The organism is Mesorhizobium sp. M0698, assembly GCF_040320455.1.
Lineage (GTDB): Bacteria > Pseudomonadota > Alphaproteobacteria > Rhizobiales > Rhizobiaceae > Mesorhizobium.
This window is the reverse complement of sequence record NZ_JAMYPQ010000021.1, coordinates 13,520-31,101: the sequence shown is the minus strand read 5'-3', so window position 1 is coordinate 31,101 and position 17,582 is coordinate 13,520. Positions and strand designations below refer to the sequence as shown.

Here is a 17,582-nt window from a genome sequence, read left to right as displayed (position 1 = left end):
CGTGAAAACGACGATCCCGACTTTTCTCCATGAAAGATAAATCGCGCCAATTCGGAGTACCGACCATGACCATCAACCGACGCCTGTTCAATCAGTTCCTGCTGCTGGCCGGCGCGAGTGCAGCACTTCCCGCCGGGGCATTCGCAGAAGACGCAAAGCCGGTGGCCGGAGGCACGCTCAACTTCGTCTACTATCCCGAGCCCAACCAGATCGTTTCCATCAACACCAGCGCTGGCGGACCGGCCACCATCGGTCCGAAGATTTTCGACGGCCTGCTCGCCTACGACTACGATCTCAATCCGCGACCGCAACTGGCCACCGAATGGTCGATCAGCGACGACGGGCTCGAATACGTCTTCAAGCTGCGCCAGGGGGTGAAGTTTAGCGATGGCCATGATTTGACCTCCGAGGACGTGGCCTTTTCGATCTCCCGGCTGCGCGAAGCGCATCCGCGCGGGCGCATCACCTTCCAGAACGTCACCGACATCGACACGTCGGACCCGTATATCGTAAAGATCAAATTGTCGAAGCCGTCCGCCGCCCTGATTTCGGGGCTGGCCGCGACGGAATCGCCTGTCGTGCCCAAACACATTTACGAGAAGCTGAAGCCGGCTGACGATCCGTCCTTCGAGCAGATCATCGGCAGCGGGCCGTTCGTGCTGAAGGAATGGGTGAAGGGCAGCCACATCCTCGTCGAAAAGAACCCGACCTATTGGGATGCGCCTAAACCCTATCTCGACCGGATCATTTTCCGCTTCATCACCGATCCGGGCGCGCGCGCCGCGGCGCTCGAAACGGGCGAGGTCGACATCGGACCGAACCCTGTGGCCTTCGCCGATCTGGAGCGTTTCAACGCGCTGCCGCAATTCGTCGTCGACAGCACGGTCTTCACCTATAGCGGCCCGCTGCACCAACTGATCATCAACCTCGAAAACCCGATCCTGAAGGAGAAGAAGGTCCGTCAGGCAATCGCGCACGCGATCGACCTCGACGCGGTCAATGCAATCGTGTTTTACGGTTATGGCCAAGTCTCGCCGACGCCGATCAGCGTCGTCAACAAGAAGTATTTCGACCCCGACGTAAAGGCCGCGACCGTCGATACGGCATTGTCGGAAAAACTGCTCGACGAGGCCGGCTTCAAGCGGGGAGCGGACGGCATTCGCTTCAAGCTCAGGCTCACCAACAATCCCTACAACCCGTGGGGCTATGCTGACTTCCTCAAGCAGGCATTAGCCAAGATCGGCATCGATGCCGAGATCGAAAAATTCGATTTCGGCACCTATGTCAAAACCATCTACACCGACCGCACATGGGACCTGTCGACGGAATCCTGCGGCAACATCTTCGATCCGAGCGCCGGCGCGCAGCGGCTCTACTGGTCGAAGAACATCAAGAAAGGGCTGCCGTTCTCCAACGGCGCGCACTATGAGAACCCGGAGGTTGACCGATTGCTGGAAGCCGCATCGGTCGAGCTCGACGAGGCCAAGCGCAAGCAGCTCTTCTTCAAGTTCCAGGAGATCATCGCCGATGAATTGCCGATCATCAATCTGATCGCGCCACCGACCATCATCATCGCCCGCAAAACCGTCAAGAACTACGCGCCTGGCGCCGAAGGCCTGTCAGCGAATTTCGCCGACGCCTATCTCGACCCGAACGCCTAAATCTGCCGGGCAATCATGAGAGAAGGGCCGCATCGAGCTGCGGCCTTTTCGTTTCTTCCATTTCGCAAAGCCGGTAACTTCAGGCCAAAGCACGCAGCCTTGGGCTGGCGCCGACCAGAAGGCCGGCAAGGGCTATGGCCTGCGCCAGTTGTTCGCCGATTGAGCTCGATTCCCAGGCGACACCGCGCAGCGGATGGCCGATGGCGAACAGATTGCCATGGGTCTCGCCATCACAGGAAATCACCTGGCCGTCATGCGTGGCGTCGATGCCGAAGCCGATCGCATGCGGCCTGACGATGCCGTTTTCGAGCAGGTTCTGGACGAATGGATCGGCGATCCGCCGCCAGTCATGCTCCTGATGGCCGCGGCAGTTGACGACGCCGTCGAAGCGCAGCCGTTCGACCGCGCCGGTATCGCGCCAGCGGATTTCAGCGACGATCCCATTTGCCTGCGGATGGAGTGCCAGCACCCGTCCCGCTCCACCCGTCCAACGGCCTTGGCTTCGCGCCAGTGCCACGCGCTCAAAGCTCGGTGGCGCCGCGCGGTGCGCGGTGACATCCCAGAAGGCGCGCAGATGGCGTGCGAACTTCAAGCGCTCCCTGTCGGTGGCGCCTTGCCACAAGGCCAGGATCCACGGCCGGATCGTCAGCGGCAGCCCTTGCCAGTCCAGGCCGGTGGTTTCGATTGCCCGGCGTTCGGCCTTGACCAGTGCGAGAAGCGCCCTGGTGGTTTTCGGCAGCGGCCGCCCGGCGAGGAAATCGCGCCACGCTTCCGTGTTGCGCCGAGGTTCGACGATCTGTCCGCGCCGCGACACGACGCGATAACCGCCCTTGAAGCCGCGCGCTTCCATGCTGGCGACGACGTCGACCATGCTCAGGCTGGAGCCGATCAGCAGCAGTTCCTTGCTGCCGGCGAGCCGATCGAGCGCCGCCGAATCCCAGGGATTGGCGACGTAACGGGGATCGCTGACGACGGCTGCTTCCGTGGTGGACGGCTGGCTCTGGAACACCCCGGTTGCCAGCACCGCCTCATCGGCCAGCAATTGCTGGCTATCGCTGGTGCCGACGCATACCCCTGACGGGCCGGTCAGCATGTCGACGGCGGATGCGTTGATGTGGCGCAGCGACGAACGCGGGTCTGCTTCTCTGATCGCTCTCGTCAGTTCCGACTGGACATAGCTGCCGAACAGCCAGCGCGGCGGGCTTGAGTCCGGGACATCCTCGGGCGGTGTCCAGCCGTGCTCCGGCCCATTCGCCATAAGCCAGCGAACGAGGTGATCGGGATCGTCCGGATGCAGCGAGAAGATGCGCGCCGCGCCGTTGACGAGATGGTTCGGATCGCAGGTGCTGTAGGCAACACCGCGGCCGAGTTGGGCCCGGCGCTCGATGATGGTGACCGCCAGCGGCTCGGTCGAATGGTCAAGCAATTTGATCGCTGTGACCGCACCGGCAAAGCCACCGCCGACAATGATGATTGAGCGAGGGGAGGAAGGGGTATGAAGCATCAAGAACCTTTGCGACGCCGGTGGTCGTGGCTCTAGCCCATCGCCCCGGCAACGATCATCGTGCTTTCCCGTAACCCGATGTCAAAAAACAATAATTGCCAGCTGGCGAAAGGCATTCTTTCACTCAGCGGGTTTGGCAGGCGCTAGATAGGAACGCCCTTTGCGACCAGCCCGAGAACCGCTGATGACTGAAAATCGAAAGATAAGGCTTGGAGCCTTTGTTCGCGGACCGGGCCATCATGTCGCTGCCTGGCGCCATCCCGATGTGCCTGCCAATCCGGGCCTGAGCTTTCAGCACTATGCGGACGCCGCGCGCACTGCCGAGCGTGGCCTGTTCGACATGGTGTTTCTGGCCGACAGTCTCAGCGCGCGCAATGGCGAGCAGCCGATCGAGACCTTCGAGCGCACCGGCCATGTCGTGCATTTCGAGCCGCTGACGCTTTTGTCGGCGCTCTCGACCATCACGCAAGGGATCGGGCTCGTTGCGACCGCCTCGACCACCTATTGGGAGCCGTTCCACTTGGCGCGGCTGTTCGCTTCGATCGATCATCTCAGCGGCGGCAGGACAGGCTGGAATGTCGTCACCTCAGCCGATGCGCCGGCGGCGGCGAATTTCAGCCTCGACCAGCATCCCGTTCATGCCGACCGTTACGCCCGCGCCGAGGAATTCGTCGCTGTCGCGCAGAAGCTTTGGGACAGCTGGGACGACGATGCCTTCGTCGCCGACAAGGCTTCGGGGATCGCCATCGACCGGCGCGGCATCCACGCCCCGAACCATGCCGGCCGGCATTTCCGCGTCAAGGGACCGCTCAACGTCGCTCGCCCACCGCAGGGCCATCCCGTCATCGTCCAGGCGGGCTCGTCCGATGCCGGCCAGCACTTGGCGGCGCGGACGGCGGAGGTGGTTTTCACCGCCCACCCGACCATCGAATCGGCGCGCGGCTTTTACGGCGAACTGAAAGGCCGGCTGGGCTCGTTTGGCCGCTCCGCCGACAGCTTGAAGATCATGCCCGGTGTCTTCCCGGTCGTCGCGCCGACACGCACGGAGGCCGAGGGCAAGTTCGATGCGATCCAGCGCCTGGTCGATCCAGTGGTTGGTGTGGCGCTGGTTTCAGGATTGCTCGGCGGTGTCGATCTTTCCGGCCATTCACTCGACGGACCGTTGCCGGAACTGGGCAGTTCCGATGCCGTGAAGAGCCGCCTGAAAGTCGTTTCCGAATTGGCCGCGAGCCGGAACCTGACCATCCGCCAATTGTATCTCGCCGTTGCCGGCGCGCGCGGCCATTTCCAGATCGTCGGCACGCCAAAGGATGTGGCCGACATGATGGAGGAGTGGTTCGCCGGTGGCGCGGCGGACGGCTTCAACGTCATGCCGCCGATCCTGCCGACGGGCCTCACCGATTTTGTCGACCTCGTCATTCCGGAGCTGCAGCGGCGGCGTCTGTTCCGGACTGCTTACGAAGGCGGGACGTTGCGCGAGAACCTCGGCCTTGCGCGTCCGATCCGTGGCGCCGCTGAACAGCAAGAGAGGAAAGCATCATGAGCGACAGGACGATCGATTCGAAAATGTTTCGCCAATGGCTGGCGGATGGCGAAGAACTGGCGGTGCTAGACATTCGCGACAGCGCGACTGTCGGAAACGCATCGCCGCTGTTCGCCACCAACCTGCCCGCGGCTCAGGTCGAGGCCGAGATCGACCGCTTCATCCCGCGCAAATCGGTGCGCACCGTGCTGGCGGACGACGGCAGCGGCGTTGCCGAGCAACTTGTCGAACGACTGGTGGGGTATGGCCGTACCCAGCTGTTTTCGCTGAACGGTGGAATTCCGGAATGGACGCAAAGCGGCTTTGAAGACCCGCCGACCTTCGATACACGGGGCGTCGATTTTTCGCTGGCGATCCGCGACGAGAAGGGGACCCCGGTCGTCAGCGTTGAAGAGCTCGCAGTGCTCAGAGGCCGAGGCGCCGACGTGGTGGTGCTCGACAGCCGCACGGTGGCGGAGTTCGAAAAGGACCATGTGCCGGGCGCCATCAGCGTGCCTGGTGCCGAACTCGTGCTGCGCTTCGCCGACCTAGTGCCGTCGCCGGACACGCAGGTTGTCGTCTCCTGCGCCGGCCTGCCGCGCGCCATTATCGGGGCGCAGACACTGATCGATGCCGGCGTGCCCAACCGGGTCGCCTATCTGCACGACGGCACCAAGGCATGGCGCGAGGCCGGTCTTGCACTCGAAACCGGCAAGACCGCAATCTATGGTCCGGCAAGCGAGGATGCCGAGCGTTTCGCCGGGGAGCACATCGCAAAGCTTGCCGAAGGCGACAGCTTTCCCCGCATCAATGCGGCCACGGCCGCGAACTGGGCGAAGGACGAAAAGCGGACGACCTACCTGCTTGACGTGCGCACGCCCGACGAGTTCGCCGAAGCGCATATTCCGGGGTCGATCGCGTCTGAGGGCGGGCAGTTGCTCGGTGTCGCCTATCGCACCATCGCCGTGCGCGGCGCCCGCGTCGTGCTGATCGACGATCTGCTCGGTGTCCGCGCGGCGACGACGGCGCATTGGCTGCAGCGCCGCGGCTTCGAGATCGCCATCCTCCTGCATGACTTCCAGTCGGCCAGCCTGGTTGAAGCGGCGTAGAGGAAGAACTGTCGGGTGATTTTGGAGGCCGCTATTCGGCGGCTTCCTTTTGACGGCGGCGGCCTGAGAGGACATTCTTCTGCATCGCCGTCAGTGAAGAGCGCACTGCATTGCCGCCGTGTTCCAGCATCTTCGCCTCATAATCCGACAAGGCTTCGACAAGCGGCTTCTCGCCGCGTCTGGCGGACACAAGCTCCGGCACCAGCAGCCCGGCGTCGTAGATCGCAGTGTTGCCGCCGAGTGCGCGGAAATAGGTCATGGCGTGGATGGCGTCGCCAAGCAGTGTCACTCGTTTCGTCGGCCAGGGATCGACAGGCTCTGAGCTGTGGACATGCAGCAGCGCCACCGTCGACGGGTCGGTGTAGCGAACGAGGTTGAGGATCTCCGGATGCCAGTGGCCGATCTTCGAGATCAGCAGGTCCAGCAGCTCTGAACCGGAAAGCTTTGCCAGCGCGTCATCCGTGGCGAGCTCGTCCTTCTCGTATGCGGTGTTCCACCAGACATAGCTGGTGGTGTTGTTGAAATGGAATCCGGAAATATCCTTGTGGGTGTCGTCGTCCAGCCCGATCAGCCCATGCTTCCGAAATGCCTCGACATCGACCCGGTGGCTGGTGACCATCAGCCCATGACCTTCCGTCGGTCTGACGCCGGCATTGTAGTCGAGCAGCAGCGGCGAAATCTGGTGTAGGGCTGCGGCATGCAGCGTCATCTTGCCGGCCAGGCGCCTGACGCCGGTGTCGAAGCTTCGCGCATGCGGCACCAGTTGCTGGCGCACGCGCGAGCGGGCGCCGTCGGCGCCGACCAGCACGTCGGCATGAATTGAAGAGCCATCCTCGAAATGCACCGTTACCGAACCGTCCGGCTGCTCCTCGTAGCGGGAGAAGATCTTGCCGTAGCGCACGATGCCGTCGAGGCCCGACAGCAGCACCTGGCGCAGCGTGATGCGGCTCACCGATTTTTCGATATGGGTGTCGTCGGCCTCGCCGAGTGCGTTGCCGCCCCAGGCGTCCTCGCCCAACGTCTCGAAATTCTCGTCGAGCAGGATGTTGCGGTCCGGCGCCTGGCCGAGCGTGGCGACAAAAGCCTCGTAGAGTTCCGGCGGCAAATTGGCGATCAGCGAACCGATGCCGCGCTGGCGGATGCGCAGCCGAAAGCCCTGGACATAGTCGGTGCGAGCGCGATCCTTCTCGAAGACCGCGATGCTGACGCCGTCCTTCTTCAGGCCCTGCGCCAGTGTCAGGCCACCGGGGCCTGCGCCGATGATAGCGACTTCGACATGTTCGGAGATCATGGCGTCGCTCACCCGACCGCCTTGAGCCTGGGTTTGACAGCGGCAACAGCCGGCGGCTCGGCCACGTGACGGGCAGCATGGCGGCTGAGCGCCGCCTTGGCGGCGATCGTGCGGATCATGTGGTTCTGCGGTGCGTGGGAACGGGCGGTCAGCGCATCACGGTGGTGGCGTTCAAGCTGGAAATCTCTGTTAAGGCCTGGATTGCCGGCAAGCTCCAGCGCCAGCGAGGTGACGGCAACGGCATTGTCGATGACGACATGCCTGACCGTCATGCCGTCGGTGCCCACAGGCCGGCCGGCGTCGACATCTTCGGCGAGCGAACGCAGCAGCCGCGCGCTGCTCGCAAGCCGAACCTCTATGTCGCCCAGCCCTGTCTGGATGTGCGGCACGGTCGACAGCGGCGCACCAAGACTTGCCGGCGCGTGCGTGCTGACAAAGGAGACAAGCCGGTCACGGGCAGCACGGGCGGCACCGTGGTAGACAGCGCCGATCAGCGAAAAGAAGAACGCCGTCGCGCCTTCCTCGCGCCTCAGCGGCTCGGATGCCGGCTGCGCCTCGGTGATGTCTTCGGCAGGAACCGCAACATTATCCAGAATGATGTCGTCGCTGGCCGTCGCCCGCATGCCGGCGGCGTTCCATGTCTTTTCGACGCGCAATCCGGGCGCGTCGGTCGGCACCAGGAATGAAGCCAGACGCGGCTGCGGCTCGTCGGTCAGCGCCAGCAAGTTCACCCATTTCAGAATAGGAATGCCGGTGACGTAGTTCTTGTGGCCGGATATCCGCCAGACATTGCCGTCGCGCCGGGCAATGGTTTCGGGCGGCTTGCCATGGGCGGGCGAGCCAATCCGCGGCTCGGCTTGCGCGGCGTTGATCAAAGCAGGGCCAAGACGGCCGGCCTCGACAATCCGCTGAACCAGATGGCGCGGCCATTTTCCGGATTTCCGCATCGCATACTGGCTGTTGTAGTGCATGGCCAGCACCAGCGCCGTCGACGGCTCGCCACGGCCAATCTCGGCGATCACCGCCTGTGCTTCCGTCAGCCCGCCACCGAAGCCGCCATGTTCGCGCGCCGTGACCAGGCCAAGCAGCGCCGCCTGGTGAAGCCGGTCGAAATTGGCGAATGGGAATTCCCTGGTCGCGTCGTGATGCGCGGCGGTCAGCGCGAGATTGTCGGCAAGGCTGGCCACTCTGTCGAGGAGTTCCGGAAATCCTGAAATCGTGGAGGTCATGATGCTGGCTTTCCTGTCAGGCGGCGGCGCGCGTATCGACCAGATCGAAGGGTCGTCGATCGACCCAGGCCTCGACGTCGAAGTCGCCGGCGAGGAAGCCCCAGTCGCGCAGGAAATCCTTGTAGTGGGAAATCGCGCCGACCAGCTCAGGCTGCAGTCCGAGGCCGAGATGTTTGTGGACATCCGGGCCGTTGGCGGCCAGCACCTGCTCCTCGGTGGCACCGGCTTCGCGGGCGACGAAGCGCCTCGTCTCTTCCGGATGCGCCTCGGCCCAGGCGCTGGCGCGCAGGATGGTCTCGATCAGTCGCGCGACCAGATCGGGGCGTTTCTCGGCCAGCAGGTCATCGACGGTCAACACCCGCGGCGAACCGGAATTGATGCGGATGTTCGGGTCGGGGTGGAAGCCGAATTCGGCGACCTGGATGGCGCCGATCAGATTGGCGACGTTGATGCCGGCCGTGCCCTTCACATAGATGGCGTCGACCTCGCCCCGGATCAGGGCTGCGGCTTCCTCGCCATAGGCCTGCTTGCGCTTGAGGCCGAACAGCGACGGTCCTTCCTGGCTGTCGAGAACGCTGTCGGCCAACGCTATGTCGACGATCTCGACGTCGCCATGGCTGAGGGCTTCGAGCGAGAGGGCCGAGACCAGGCCCTTCAGCGCCGTCGCCCGCATGAAGTCGACGATGCCTTCGGGGCGCCGGGCGATGCCGAAGCGGCGGCCTTTCAGGTCCTGGGTTGTCCTGATGCCGCAACCGGGCAGGGCGATAATTGCCTGGAATTCGTCGGTCCAAGTGATGCCGACGAGACGCGTCTTGCGCCCTTCGGACCGCGCGCGGATCGGCGGCACGTTGCCGCCGTGGCGGAACGACCAGTCGAGCGTGTGGTTGAAATGGCTCTGGCGGATGTCGCGATTGGGCGAATCGATGATCGACTTCAATTCGATCCCCTCCTTGCGAAAGGTCTCGTCGAGAAGCCCGAGCTGTGCGGCGAGCCCGACAGGCGTCGGCACCGGGCAGCGTGTGTACCAGATTTCGGAGATCCCAGTCGCGGTCATGATGGCTCCTTAGGTGTTGCGCAGGCCAGCCTGCTTCATCAGCGGCAGGATGTTCTCGCCGAAGAATTCGAGGTCAGGCTTGAAATCGAAGAAGGACAGCTGCAGGCCGTCAATGCCGGCGTCCTTCAACTTGACGAACTGGTCGACGATCTGTTCGGGCGTGCCGATGAGGTAGATGTTGCCGCCGACCTTGGCGTAGGGGTCGTCGCGGCCTTCGCGTCCTTTCCAGGCCTGGGCGTCGCTGTTGAAGGTCTGGAAGCCTTTCGGCGTGCGGCTGTCGGCATGGGCGACGATCTCATCGGCGACCGCCCAGGCTTCCTTCTCGGTCGGCCGGCTGATGATCAGCGGATTGAGCAGAGTGCGCACGGTGCGGCCGACACCAAGGGCCGCGTCCTTCACTTTCTCCGTATGCGCCGGCAGCGCCTCCAGCGCGCTGGCGATGTCGGAGCCGGCCGGGCTGGTGACGAAGACGATGTCGGAATAGCGGCCGGCAAAGGAAATGCCGGCATCGGAGCCAGTGGCGTTGACCAGGATCGGCCTGCCGTAATTCGGCTTCGGCGTGACGAAGCCGCCATTGAGCTTCCAGCTCGATTCTCCGGAGAAGGAGAAATTCTCATCATCCTGCCACAGCCGCTGCAGCACTTCGACGAATTCGGCGGCGAGTTCATAGCGGCGGTCATGCTCGATGCGGTTCCAGCCGAACATTTCATGTTCGACAGCGCGATGACCGGTGACCACGTTGATGCCCCAGCGGCCGCCGGAGATGTGGTCGAGCGTGGCGCCGAACTTCGCCAGATGCAGCGGATGCCACGGGCCGTAGAGAACATGCATGGTCGAAATCAGCATGATCTTCTTGGTGATCGCGGCCATGGCCGCCACGGACACAAAACTGTCCAGCGCCTGGCCGTTGAAAACGCCGCCATAGCCGCCCTTGGGCAGCCATTGACTGAGCGCGAAGACGAGGTCGAAGCCAAGCTCCTCGGCCTTCAACGTCAGATCGCGATTGTAGTCGAAGCGCCAGTCGGTCGAGCGCGGCAGCGTCGAGTTGGTCCAGCCACCGGCCTGGATCGGCAGGAACAGCCCGAGCAGCACCGGCTGCTGAAGTGCTTTCGACAGCGGGCTGTCCGGATAGTCGGTCGGCGCCTTGAAGAAGGGCGTGCCGACGATGGAACCAGGCTTGTGGGCGAGCGTCATGGCGAACTTTCTCGGGTGGAGGAAGGGAACCCGTGCGAAGGACCGCGCACGGGTCAGGCTCAGGCGACGATATGGGCGGTTGCGAGGGAGCCGGCATTGCCCTCGGCGCCCACCGTGTGACCGGCTATGCGCCTGTTGTAGAGGGTGATTTCCGGTTGGCTGACGATGCCGATGTCGGGCAGGTCCTCGACAAGGATCTGCTGGATCGCGGCCCATTGCTCGAAGCGCTTTTCGTGGTCGACCTCGACGGCGGCCGCTTCAAGAAGTTCGTCGACCTTGGCATTGCTGTATTTCGAACCGTTGGAGAACGGCACGCCGGGCTTGAAATTCTTCGACCAGTAGAGCCGCTGTACGCCTACCGTCGGGTCGAACAGATTGCTCATGCCGTTGAAGGTGAAGTCGAAATCGCGGTCGGTGTAGATGCGCTTGGTGTAGGTGGCAAAATCCTGGCTGCGCACGGTGACCTCGATCCCGACCGCGGCCAATGCCTGCTTGATGTAGTCGGCGCCGCGCTTGTAGGTTTCGCCGCTCGGGACATAGTCGTGGACAAGCTTGAGCCGGGTACCGTTGGCGTCGCGCGGCAAGCCTGCTTCGTCGAGCAGTTTCTCGGCAGTGGCAATGTCGACCGGATAGGTCTTCAGGTCGGCGACGTACCACTTCTTCAGATTGGGGTTGATCGGGCCTGGAATGGTCGCGCCATAGCCATAGTTGATCGTGTCGCGGATGACGTTGCGGTCGATAACATGGGCGAAGGCACGGCGGACGCGAACATCCTGGAAATAGGGTTTCTCCAGGTTGAACTCGACCCGGCTGATGCCATTGGAATACTGATAACCCTGCTTCTCGAAGCCGATATGCGGCAGCGTTTCGAAGCGCTGCAAATCGCTGTACGGAATCGGCGTGGCCGGCGCCAGATCGATCTCGCCTGTCTCCAGCGCCAATGCGCGCGCCGAAGCGTCAGGGATGAAACGGACAATCAGCCGGTCAAGGTAGGGGCGCGGCGCGTCCCAATAGTCGGGATTACGTTCGTAGACGATGTGGCTGCCGCGGACCCATTCCTTGAAGACGAAAGGGCCGGTGCCGACCGGCGCGACGTTGACCGGATTTTCGGCTGCCTTTGTGCCGTCATAGAGGTGCTTCGGCACGATCGGCGTTTCGGCCGCGGCCAAGGCCGTGATCAGGTAAGGCGCCGGCCTCGACAGAACCAGCGTCACGGTCAGCGGATCCGGCGTCTGGATGTCTACAAGGTTGAGGAAGGTGTTGCGGCCGCGCGGATGAACCTCTCTGATCGTGGTGATCGAATAGGCGACGTCGGCGGCGGTGAACGGCTGGCCATCATGCCACTTCACGCCTTCGCGCAGCTTGAAGGTGTATTGCAGCCCATCGTCACTGACCGACCATTGTCTGGCCAGGGATGGGCGCGGCGTGAGATCGAAATAATAGGTCAGCAGGCCCTCGGTGGTCTTTGCCGAGACGTAGACCGAATTGAATGCCGTGTGGGCGATGGTCGTCAGCACAGGCGGCTCAGCCGAGAGCACCAGCGTCGCCATTCCACCCTGTTTCGGCTCGGCGGCGTAGGCGCTGCGCGATGCAGGCAACAGGGTCGCTCCGAGCGCGGCTGCCGAGATGCCGAGGAACCTGCGGCGGTTCGGAATGAGGAAATGAGACATCGCGCCCTAGTCCTTTTTTTGCTGCCGGCCCCGATCGGCCGATCGTCGGCCACCGAGTTGAAAATCCGTTGTTCCAAGAGCGGGCCCGTTTGCGAAAAGATTTGGCCAACCAGCTCCCGCGCTTAAGATTTCATACTTCAAACAGCTAACTTTGTAGCATGAAATAAAATTCTATTCTGCAATGTAACCGTTTGCAGGATAAAATTTCTTAAATCAGGTTTGACAATGTCTATAAATCTTGTCAACTAAAAAGCACGGAACTTTCCGGGAAACAGCAAACCCGCATCGTCAGCCACAGCCGGGACAGCGAAAACGATGTCGACCCTGACGCGCATTGGCAGAACCTTCCGGCGCACCGCCATCCAGGCGGTGCCGACCGTTCTGGGCATCGTCATCCTGAACTTCTTCCTGCTGCAGCTCGCGCCCGGCGATGCCGCCGATGTCATGGCCGGCGAGGCTGGCTCGGCCACTGTTGAAACGATGGCGGCGCTTCGCCAGCGCTTCGGGCTCGACAATCCGCTTCTCGTCCAGCTGTTCAACTATCTCTACAATCTGGCGCATTTCAGCCTCGGCTTTTCGCCACGCTACGGCATGCCGGTCGCCGACCTGATCGGCCAGCGGCTGCCCGGCACGCTGGTGCTGATGGCGGTGGCTCTGGCCGTCGCCATTGTGCTCGGCCTCGCCCTTGGATCGGTGATGGCGGTGTTTGCCGGGCGCCTGCCGGATCGTGTGCTCTCCGTTATTTCGCTGCTGTTCTATTCAATCCCGGGTTTCTGGATAGGCTTGATGCTGATCGTGCTGTTTTCGGTCAAGCTCGGCTGGCTGCCGAGCGGCGGCTCGGGAACCATCGGCAGCAACCTGACCGGCCTTGCCGGGCTCTGGGACAGGGCGCGCTACATGATCCTGCCGGCACTGTCGCTGGCGCTGTTCTACGTGGCGATCTATGCGCGGCTGACACGAGCGGCGATGCTGGAGGTCCAGTCGCAGGACTACGTGCGCACCGCCGCAGCCAAGGGCCTGCCGCCGGCCATCATCACCATTCGCCATGTCCTGCGCAACGCGCTGATCCCCATTACCACCATGGCCGGCATGCATGTTGGCGGCATGCTCGGCGGCGCCGTGGTTGTCGAGACCGTCTATTCCTGGCCCGGCCTCGGGCGTCTCGCCTTCGAAGCGGTCATGGGCCGCGATTTCACCGTGCTGCTCGGCATCCTTCTGTTGTCGTCGCTGCTGGTCATCATCGCCAACGCGACCGTCGATCTTCTGCACGCCTGGCTCGATCCCCGCATCGGAGTACGCTGATGGCTTCCACCGATTTCGCCGCGGGCGATGCCCGTTCCCGCCGTCTCCATGCCGATGCCCGCGGGCCCGCGGCACCGCCTGAACCCGAGGCAAAGAGCTGGAGCAATCTCCACGCGCCCGACGCACGCTCCGCTTCGGCAGCGTCGGTGCCGATAGCCGTTGGAGGGCGTGCGCTGAAGGTTTTCCTGCGCAATCCCAACGCCATGTTCGGCGTGGTGTTCCTGTCGTTGGTCGTGCTGGCCGCACTGCTAGCACCAGTCCTCTATCCGGCCGATCCGCTATCGATGGTGGCGCGGCCCTTCCTGTGGCCGGGCCAGAACCCAGCCTTCCCACTGGGCACGGACTCCATGGGCCGCGATGTGCTTTCTGGCATTCTGCATGGTGCGCGGATTTCGCTGTTCGTCGGCCTGGTGGCGACCGCGCTCGGTCTCGGCTTCGGCATCCTGGTCGGCGCCGCCGCCGGCTACTTCGGCGGCTGGATCGACGATCTGCTGGTGCGCCTGATCGAGATCTTTCAGACCATACCGAGCTTCGTGCTTCTGGTCGTCATGGTGGCGATCGCGCAGCCGACCGCGCCCGTCGTGACAGTGGCGATCGCCGTCATCACCTGGCCGACGGTGGCGCGGTTGACCCGCGCCGAATTCCGGGCCATCCGCGAGAAGGATTTCGTCATGGCCGCCCGCAGCCTCGGCTACGGCCATGCCCGCATTATCTTCCGCGAGATCCTGCCCAATGCGCTGCCGCCGTTGATCGTGACCTCGTCGGTGATGGTGGCGACCGCGATCCTGATGGAATCGGCGCTGTCCTTCATGGGCCTCGGCGATCCCAACGTCGTCAGCTGGGGCTCGATGATCGGAGCGGGCAGGGAATTGATCCGCACCGCTTGGTATCTGACAGCGCTTCCGGGACTGGCGATCGTCTTTACCGTGCTGGCGCTCAACCTGATCGGTGACGGCCTCAACGACGCGCTCAACCCGCGCTTCTCACAGGAGCGCTAGAGATGGCGGCTCCTTTGCTCAGGATCGACAATCTGACGGTTCGCTTCCCGAACACTGAGCCGGTCAGCCGGCTGAGCTTCGAGGTCGGTGAGGGCGAGACGCTGGCGATCGTTGGTGAATCAGGCTCCGGCAAGTCGCTGACTGCGCTCGCCCTGATGCAGCTTCTGCCGCGCTCGGCGAAAATCCCCAATGGCCGGATCGAATTCGCCGGCAAGGACCTGCTCGGTCTCGACCAGAAGGCTATGCGGAACCTGCGCGGACGCGAGATCGCCATGATCTTCCAGGAGCCGATGACGTCGCTCAATCCGGTGCTGACCATCGGCCGGCAGATCACCGAGGTGCTGACGCTGCACGAAGGCATACGCGGCAGGGCAGCGCGGAGCCGTGCCATCGAGCTTCTCAATCTGGTGCGTATTCCCGATCCGCAGCGGCGCATCGACGACTATCCGCATCAGCTTTCCGGCGGCATGCGCCAGCGGGTCATGATTGCCATCGCCGTTGCCTGCCGACCACGCCTGCTGATTGCCGACGAGCCGACGACGGCGCTCGACGTGACCATCCAGGCGCAGGTGCTCGACCTGCTCGATACGCTGCGCCGCGAATTGTCGATGGCTGTCGTGCTCATCACCCACGATCTTGGTGTCGTCGCACAATGGGCCGACAAGGTCGTCGTCATGTATGCCGGCCGCAAGGTTGAACAGGCGCTGCCAGACGCACTGTTCAGAACACCCCTTCACCCCTATACGCGCGGCCTGCTGGCCGCTTCGCCAAGGCTGAAGACCAATCTCCACTACCGCGACGCCAGGCTGACCGAGATTCCCGGCAGCATCGTCTCGGCCGCTGGCGAAAAGGGCTGCCCGTTCCGCCCGCGCTGCACGGTGGCGCGCGACAGCTGCGCCCATTTCGTACCCGCCCTCGTCGAGGTGAGCGAGGATCGTCTAGTCGCCTGCCCCTACAGCTTCATTCCGGAGGTTGCGCATGGCGCTGCTCTCGGTCTCTGACCTTTCCACCCATTTCCACGCCCAGGGCGGCACGCTGCGCGCCGTCGATGGCGTATCCCTCGAAGTCGGACGCGGCGAGACGGTTGGTCTCGTCGGCGAAAGCGGTTGCGGAAAATCGACGCTAGGCAAGACCATCATGCGGCTGGTCGACCCGACTAGCGGCAGGATCGAGTTCAACGGCACCGACATCACCGTTCTCGACGCGCGCCGGCTGAAGGCGGCGCGCCGTAATATCCAGATGATCTTCCAGGATCCGTTCGCATCGCTCAATCCGCGCCACATGATCGGCGACATCCTGACAGCACCCCTGAAGGTCCATGGCATTGGCAACAAGGCCGAGCGGCGGAAAATTGTCGAGGACATAGTCCAGCGTGTAGGATTGCCTGGAGATGCTCTCGGCCGCTACCCGCATGAATTTTCCGGCGGGCAACGCCAGCGCATCGGCATCGCCCGGGCGCTGATCCTCAATCCGGAACTGGTCGTCTGCGACGAGCCGGTGTCGGCGCTCGATCTCTCGATCCAGGCGCAGATCCTTAACCTGCTGGTCGACATGAAGCGGCAGCTCGGGCTGTCCTATCTGTTCATCTCGCACGATCTGTCGGTCGTCCGCTATTTCGCCGACCGGGTGCTGGTTATGTATCTCGGACGCATTGTCGAAAGCGCCGACAATGCGACGCTGTGGACCTCGCCAAAGCATCCCTACACGCGCGCGCTGATGGATGCCGTGCCGGACCCGGCGCGCCGACGTCAGGCCGCGCCGATCCATGGCGATCTGCCGAGCCCGCAGAACATCCCGAACGGTTGCCGCTTTCACACGCGCTGCCCGCTGGCGACGGACCTGTGCCGTTCGCAGGAGCCGGCATTCCGGGCGATCTCGCCCGGACACCACGTCGCCTGCCACTACGCCGAACCAACCATCAACTGAAATTCAACGGAGCAGAAAAATGTCCGACTACCGCTATCTTGGCCGCAGCGCCCTGAAGGTTTCGCCGCTCAGCCTCGGCACGATGATGTTCGGCGGGCCGACCGAGGAGACGGTCGCGCATCGCATCATCGACAAGGCGCGCGAGCAAGGCATCAACTTCATTGACACCGCCGACGTCTACCACAACGGCAAGTCCGAGGAAGTCGTCGGTCGCGGCATCAAGGCGACGCGCGATCATTGGGTCGTGGCGACCAAGTTCGTCAACTCGCATGACAAGGGGCCTAATCTCGGCGGCCATTCGCGCAAATGGGTTATCCAGACGGTCGAGAACAGCCTGCGGCGCCTGGGAACAGACTATATCGACCTGTTCTACTTCCACCGCGCCGTCTTCGATGCGCCGCTGGAGGAGCCGGTGCGGGCGATCGCCGACCTGATCCGCCAGGGCAAGCTGCGCTATTTCGGCGTCTCCAACTTTCGTGGCTGGCGCATCGCCGAAGTCGCGCATCTGGCCGATGAACTCGGCATCGACCGGCCGGTGGCCAGCCAGCCACTCTATAACATCGTCAACCGCACCGCCGAGGCCGAACAGCTGCCGGCGGCCGCCTATTACGGTCTTGGCGTCGTCTCCTACAGCCCGCTGGCGCGCGGCGTGCTGACCGGCAAATACGAGCCGAACCAGGCGCCTGCCGCCGACACGCGGGCCGGCCGTGGCGACAAGCGCATCGCCGAGACCGAGTGGCGCCCGGAATCGATCGAGATCGCCAGGCAGATCGCGGCGCACGCAAAGTCACGCGGCGTCTCGGCCGCCGATTTCGCGCTGGCCTGGGTGTTGAACAACCGGCTGATCACGGCGGCGATCGCCGGCCCGCGCACCGAGGAACAGTGGGACAGCTATGCGAAGGCATTGGACTTCAGGCTGAGCGCCGAGGACGAGGCCTTTGTCGACCGCCTCGTCACCGCCGGCCATGCCTCAACGCATGGGTTCAATGATCCGAGCCATCCGGTCGAAGGCCGCGTGCCGCGTTCGGAGCCGGCCGCGCCGATCCCGCTGACACGGCCTCTGCGCGCCGCCTGACGGTCGCCGACGAAATGGCGGGGCCGGCGGCCCCGCCCGCGTTTCCA

14 protein-coding genes are annotated in these 17,582 nt (G+C 63.5%); 8 read left to right on the top strand and 6 right to left on the bottom strand.

All coding sequences use genetic code 11. The features are described from left to right. Positions 1-65: 65 nt before the first annotated feature. Positions 66-1,661: an ABC transporter substrate-binding protein gene (locus NKI16_RS28670; RefSeq protein ID WP_352622002.1), complete on the top strand. Its 1,596-nt coding sequence runs from the start codon at positions 66-68 to the stop codon at positions 1,659-1,661. A gap of 79 nt (positions 1,662-1,740) precedes the next feature. Here the strand turns inward: NKI16_RS28670 and NKI16_RS28665 are convergent, their stop codons facing one another. Next, positions 1,741-3,165, bottom strand: coding sequence for an FAD/NAD(P)-binding protein (locus NKI16_RS28665; protein WP_352622000.1), 1,425 nt, complete (start codon positions 3,163-3,165; stop codon positions 1,741-1,743). A gap of 181 nt (positions 3,166-3,346) precedes the next feature. Here NKI16_RS28665 and NKI16_RS28660 point away from each other — a divergent pair, with 181 nt between their 5' ends. Both NKI16_RS28660 and NKI16_RS28655 read left to right on the top strand, forming a co-directional pair. Beyond that, positions 3,347-4,708, top strand: a complete 1,362-nt coding sequence (locus tag NKI16_RS28660; RefSeq protein ID WP_352622123.1) for an LLM class flavin-dependent oxidoreductase — start codon at positions 3,347-3,349, stop codon at positions 4,706-4,708. Further along, positions 4,705-5,796 carry a rhodanese-like domain-containing protein gene (locus NKI16_RS28655; protein WP_352621998.1) on the top strand — a complete coding sequence of 364 codons (1,092 nt, stop codon included), beginning with the start codon at positions 4,705-4,707 and terminating at the stop codon, positions 5,794-5,796. Before NKI16_RS28660 ends, NKI16_RS28655 begins: the two co-directional genes overlap by 4 nt. 31 nt (positions 5,797-5,827) lie before the next feature. On the opposite strand, the gene NKI16_RS28650 is transcribed toward NKI16_RS28655, so the two are convergent. The 5 genes from NKI16_RS28650 to NKI16_RS28630 are packed head-to-tail and all read right to left on the bottom strand — an operon-like array spanning position 5,828 to position 12,234. Next, positions 5,828-7,087, bottom strand: coding sequence for an FAD-dependent oxidoreductase (locus NKI16_RS28650; RefSeq protein WP_352622121.1), 1,260 nt, complete (start codon positions 7,085-7,087; stop codon positions 5,828-5,830). 8 nt (positions 7,088-7,095) lie between these two features. Further along, positions 7,096-8,316, bottom strand: coding sequence for an acyl-CoA dehydrogenase family protein (locus NKI16_RS28645; RefSeq protein WP_352621996.1), 1,221 nt, complete (start codon positions 8,314-8,316; stop codon positions 7,096-7,098). Between the two features lie 16 nt (positions 8,317-8,332). Next, entirely contained in the window at positions 8,333-9,370 is a 1,038-nt protein-coding gene (locus tag NKI16_RS28640; protein WP_352621994.1) for an ABC transporter substrate-binding protein, read from the bottom strand. A gap of 9 nt (positions 9,371-9,379) precedes the next feature. After that, positions 9,380-10,564 carry an LLM class flavin-dependent oxidoreductase gene (locus NKI16_RS28635; protein ID WP_352621992.1) on the bottom strand — a complete coding sequence of 395 codons (1,185 nt, stop codon included), beginning with the start codon at positions 10,562-10,564 and terminating at the stop codon, positions 9,380-9,382. A gap of 59 nt (positions 10,565-10,623) precedes the next feature. Further along, positions 10,624-12,234, bottom strand: a complete 1,611-nt coding sequence (locus NKI16_RS28630; RefSeq protein WP_352621990.1) for an ABC transporter substrate-binding protein — start codon at positions 12,232-12,234, stop codon at positions 10,624-10,626. A gap of 315 nt (positions 12,235-12,549) precedes the next feature. Between NKI16_RS28630 and NKI16_RS28625 the strand changes: the two genes are divergently transcribed. Genes NKI16_RS28625 through NKI16_RS28605 form a run of 5 tightly spaced genes read left to right on the top strand, consistent with a single transcriptional unit; the run spans position 12,550 to position 17,535 of the window. After that, on the top strand, positions 12,550-13,536 hold the full coding sequence (locus tag NKI16_RS28625; RefSeq protein WP_352449708.1) for an ABC transporter permease: 987 nt from the start codon (positions 12,550-12,552) through the stop codon (positions 13,534-13,536). Continuing rightward, entirely contained in the window at positions 13,536-14,534 is a 999-nt protein-coding gene (locus NKI16_RS28620; protein WP_352621988.1) for an ABC transporter permease, read from the top strand. The genes NKI16_RS28625 and NKI16_RS28620 overlap by 1 nt, the downstream gene beginning before the upstream one ends. Positions 14,535-14,536: 2 nt before the next feature. Further along, positions 14,537-15,535, top strand: a complete 999-nt coding sequence (locus NKI16_RS28615; protein ID WP_352621986.1) for an ABC transporter ATP-binding protein — start codon at positions 14,537-14,539, stop codon at positions 15,533-15,535. Next, positions 15,513-16,460, top strand: coding sequence for an ABC transporter ATP-binding protein (locus tag NKI16_RS28610; RefSeq protein WP_352641063.1), 948 nt, complete (start codon positions 15,513-15,515; stop codon positions 16,458-16,460). Before NKI16_RS28615 ends, NKI16_RS28610 begins: the two co-directional genes overlap by 23 nt. Before the next feature lie 19 nt (positions 16,461-16,479). Then, the gene (locus NKI16_RS28605) at positions 16,480-17,535 is read left to right on the top strand and encodes an aldo/keto reductase (protein ID WP_352623097.1); all 1,056 of its coding nucleotides are present in this window, start codon (positions 16,480-16,482) and stop codon (positions 17,533-17,535) included. The last annotated feature ends 47 nt before the right edge of the window (positions 17,536-17,582 follow it).

Excerpts from the sequence above, each read along its gene's own strand:
- NKI16_RS28665 (WP_352622000.1), bottom strand. The coding sequence starts at position 3,165 with ATGCTTCATACCCCTTCCTCCCCTCGCTCAATCATCATTGTCGGCGGT.
- NKI16_RS28640 (WP_352621994.1), bottom strand. The coding sequence starts at position 9,370 with ATGACCGCGACTGGGATCTCCGAAATCTGGTACACACGCTGCCCGGTG.
- NKI16_RS28620 (WP_352621988.1), top strand. The coding sequence starts at position 13,536 with ATGGCTTCCACCGATTTCGCCGCGGGCGATGCCCGTTCCCGCCGTCTC.
- NKI16_RS28630 (WP_352621990.1), bottom strand. The coding sequence starts at position 12,234 with ATGTCTCATTTCCTCATTCCGAACCGCCGCAGGTTCCTCGGCATCTCG.
- NKI16_RS28625 (WP_352449708.1), top strand. The coding sequence starts at position 12,550 with ATGTCGACCCTGACGCGCATTGGCAGAACCTTCCGGCGCACCGCCATC.
- NKI16_RS28635 (WP_352621992.1), bottom strand. The coding sequence starts at position 10,564 with ATGACGCTCGCCCACAAGCCTGGTTCCATCGTCGGCACGCCCTTCTTC.
- NKI16_RS28655 (WP_352621998.1), top strand. The coding sequence starts at position 4,705 with ATGAGCGACAGGACGATCGATTCGAAAATGTTTCGCCAATGGCTGGCG.
- NKI16_RS28650 (WP_352622121.1), bottom strand. The coding sequence starts at position 7,087 with ATGATCTCCGAACATGTCGAAGTCGCTATCATCGGCGCAGGCCCCGGT.
- NKI16_RS28610 (WP_352641063.1), top strand. The coding sequence starts at position 15,513 with ATGGCGCTGCTCTCGGTCTCTGACCTTTCCACCCATTTCCACGCCCAG.
- NKI16_RS28670 (WP_352622002.1), top strand. The coding sequence starts at position 66 with ATGACCATCAACCGACGCCTGTTCAATCAGTTCCTGCTGCTGGCCGGC.
- NKI16_RS28605 (WP_352623097.1), top strand. The coding sequence starts at position 16,480 with ATGTCCGACTACCGCTATCTTGGCCGCAGCGCCCTGAAGGTTTCGCCG.
- NKI16_RS28615 (WP_352621986.1), top strand. The coding sequence starts at position 14,537 with ATGGCGGCTCCTTTGCTCAGGATCGACAATCTGACGGTTCGCTTCCCG.
- NKI16_RS28645 (WP_352621996.1), bottom strand. The coding sequence starts at position 8,316 with ATGACCTCCACGATTTCAGGATTTCCGGAACTCCTCGACAGAGTGGCC.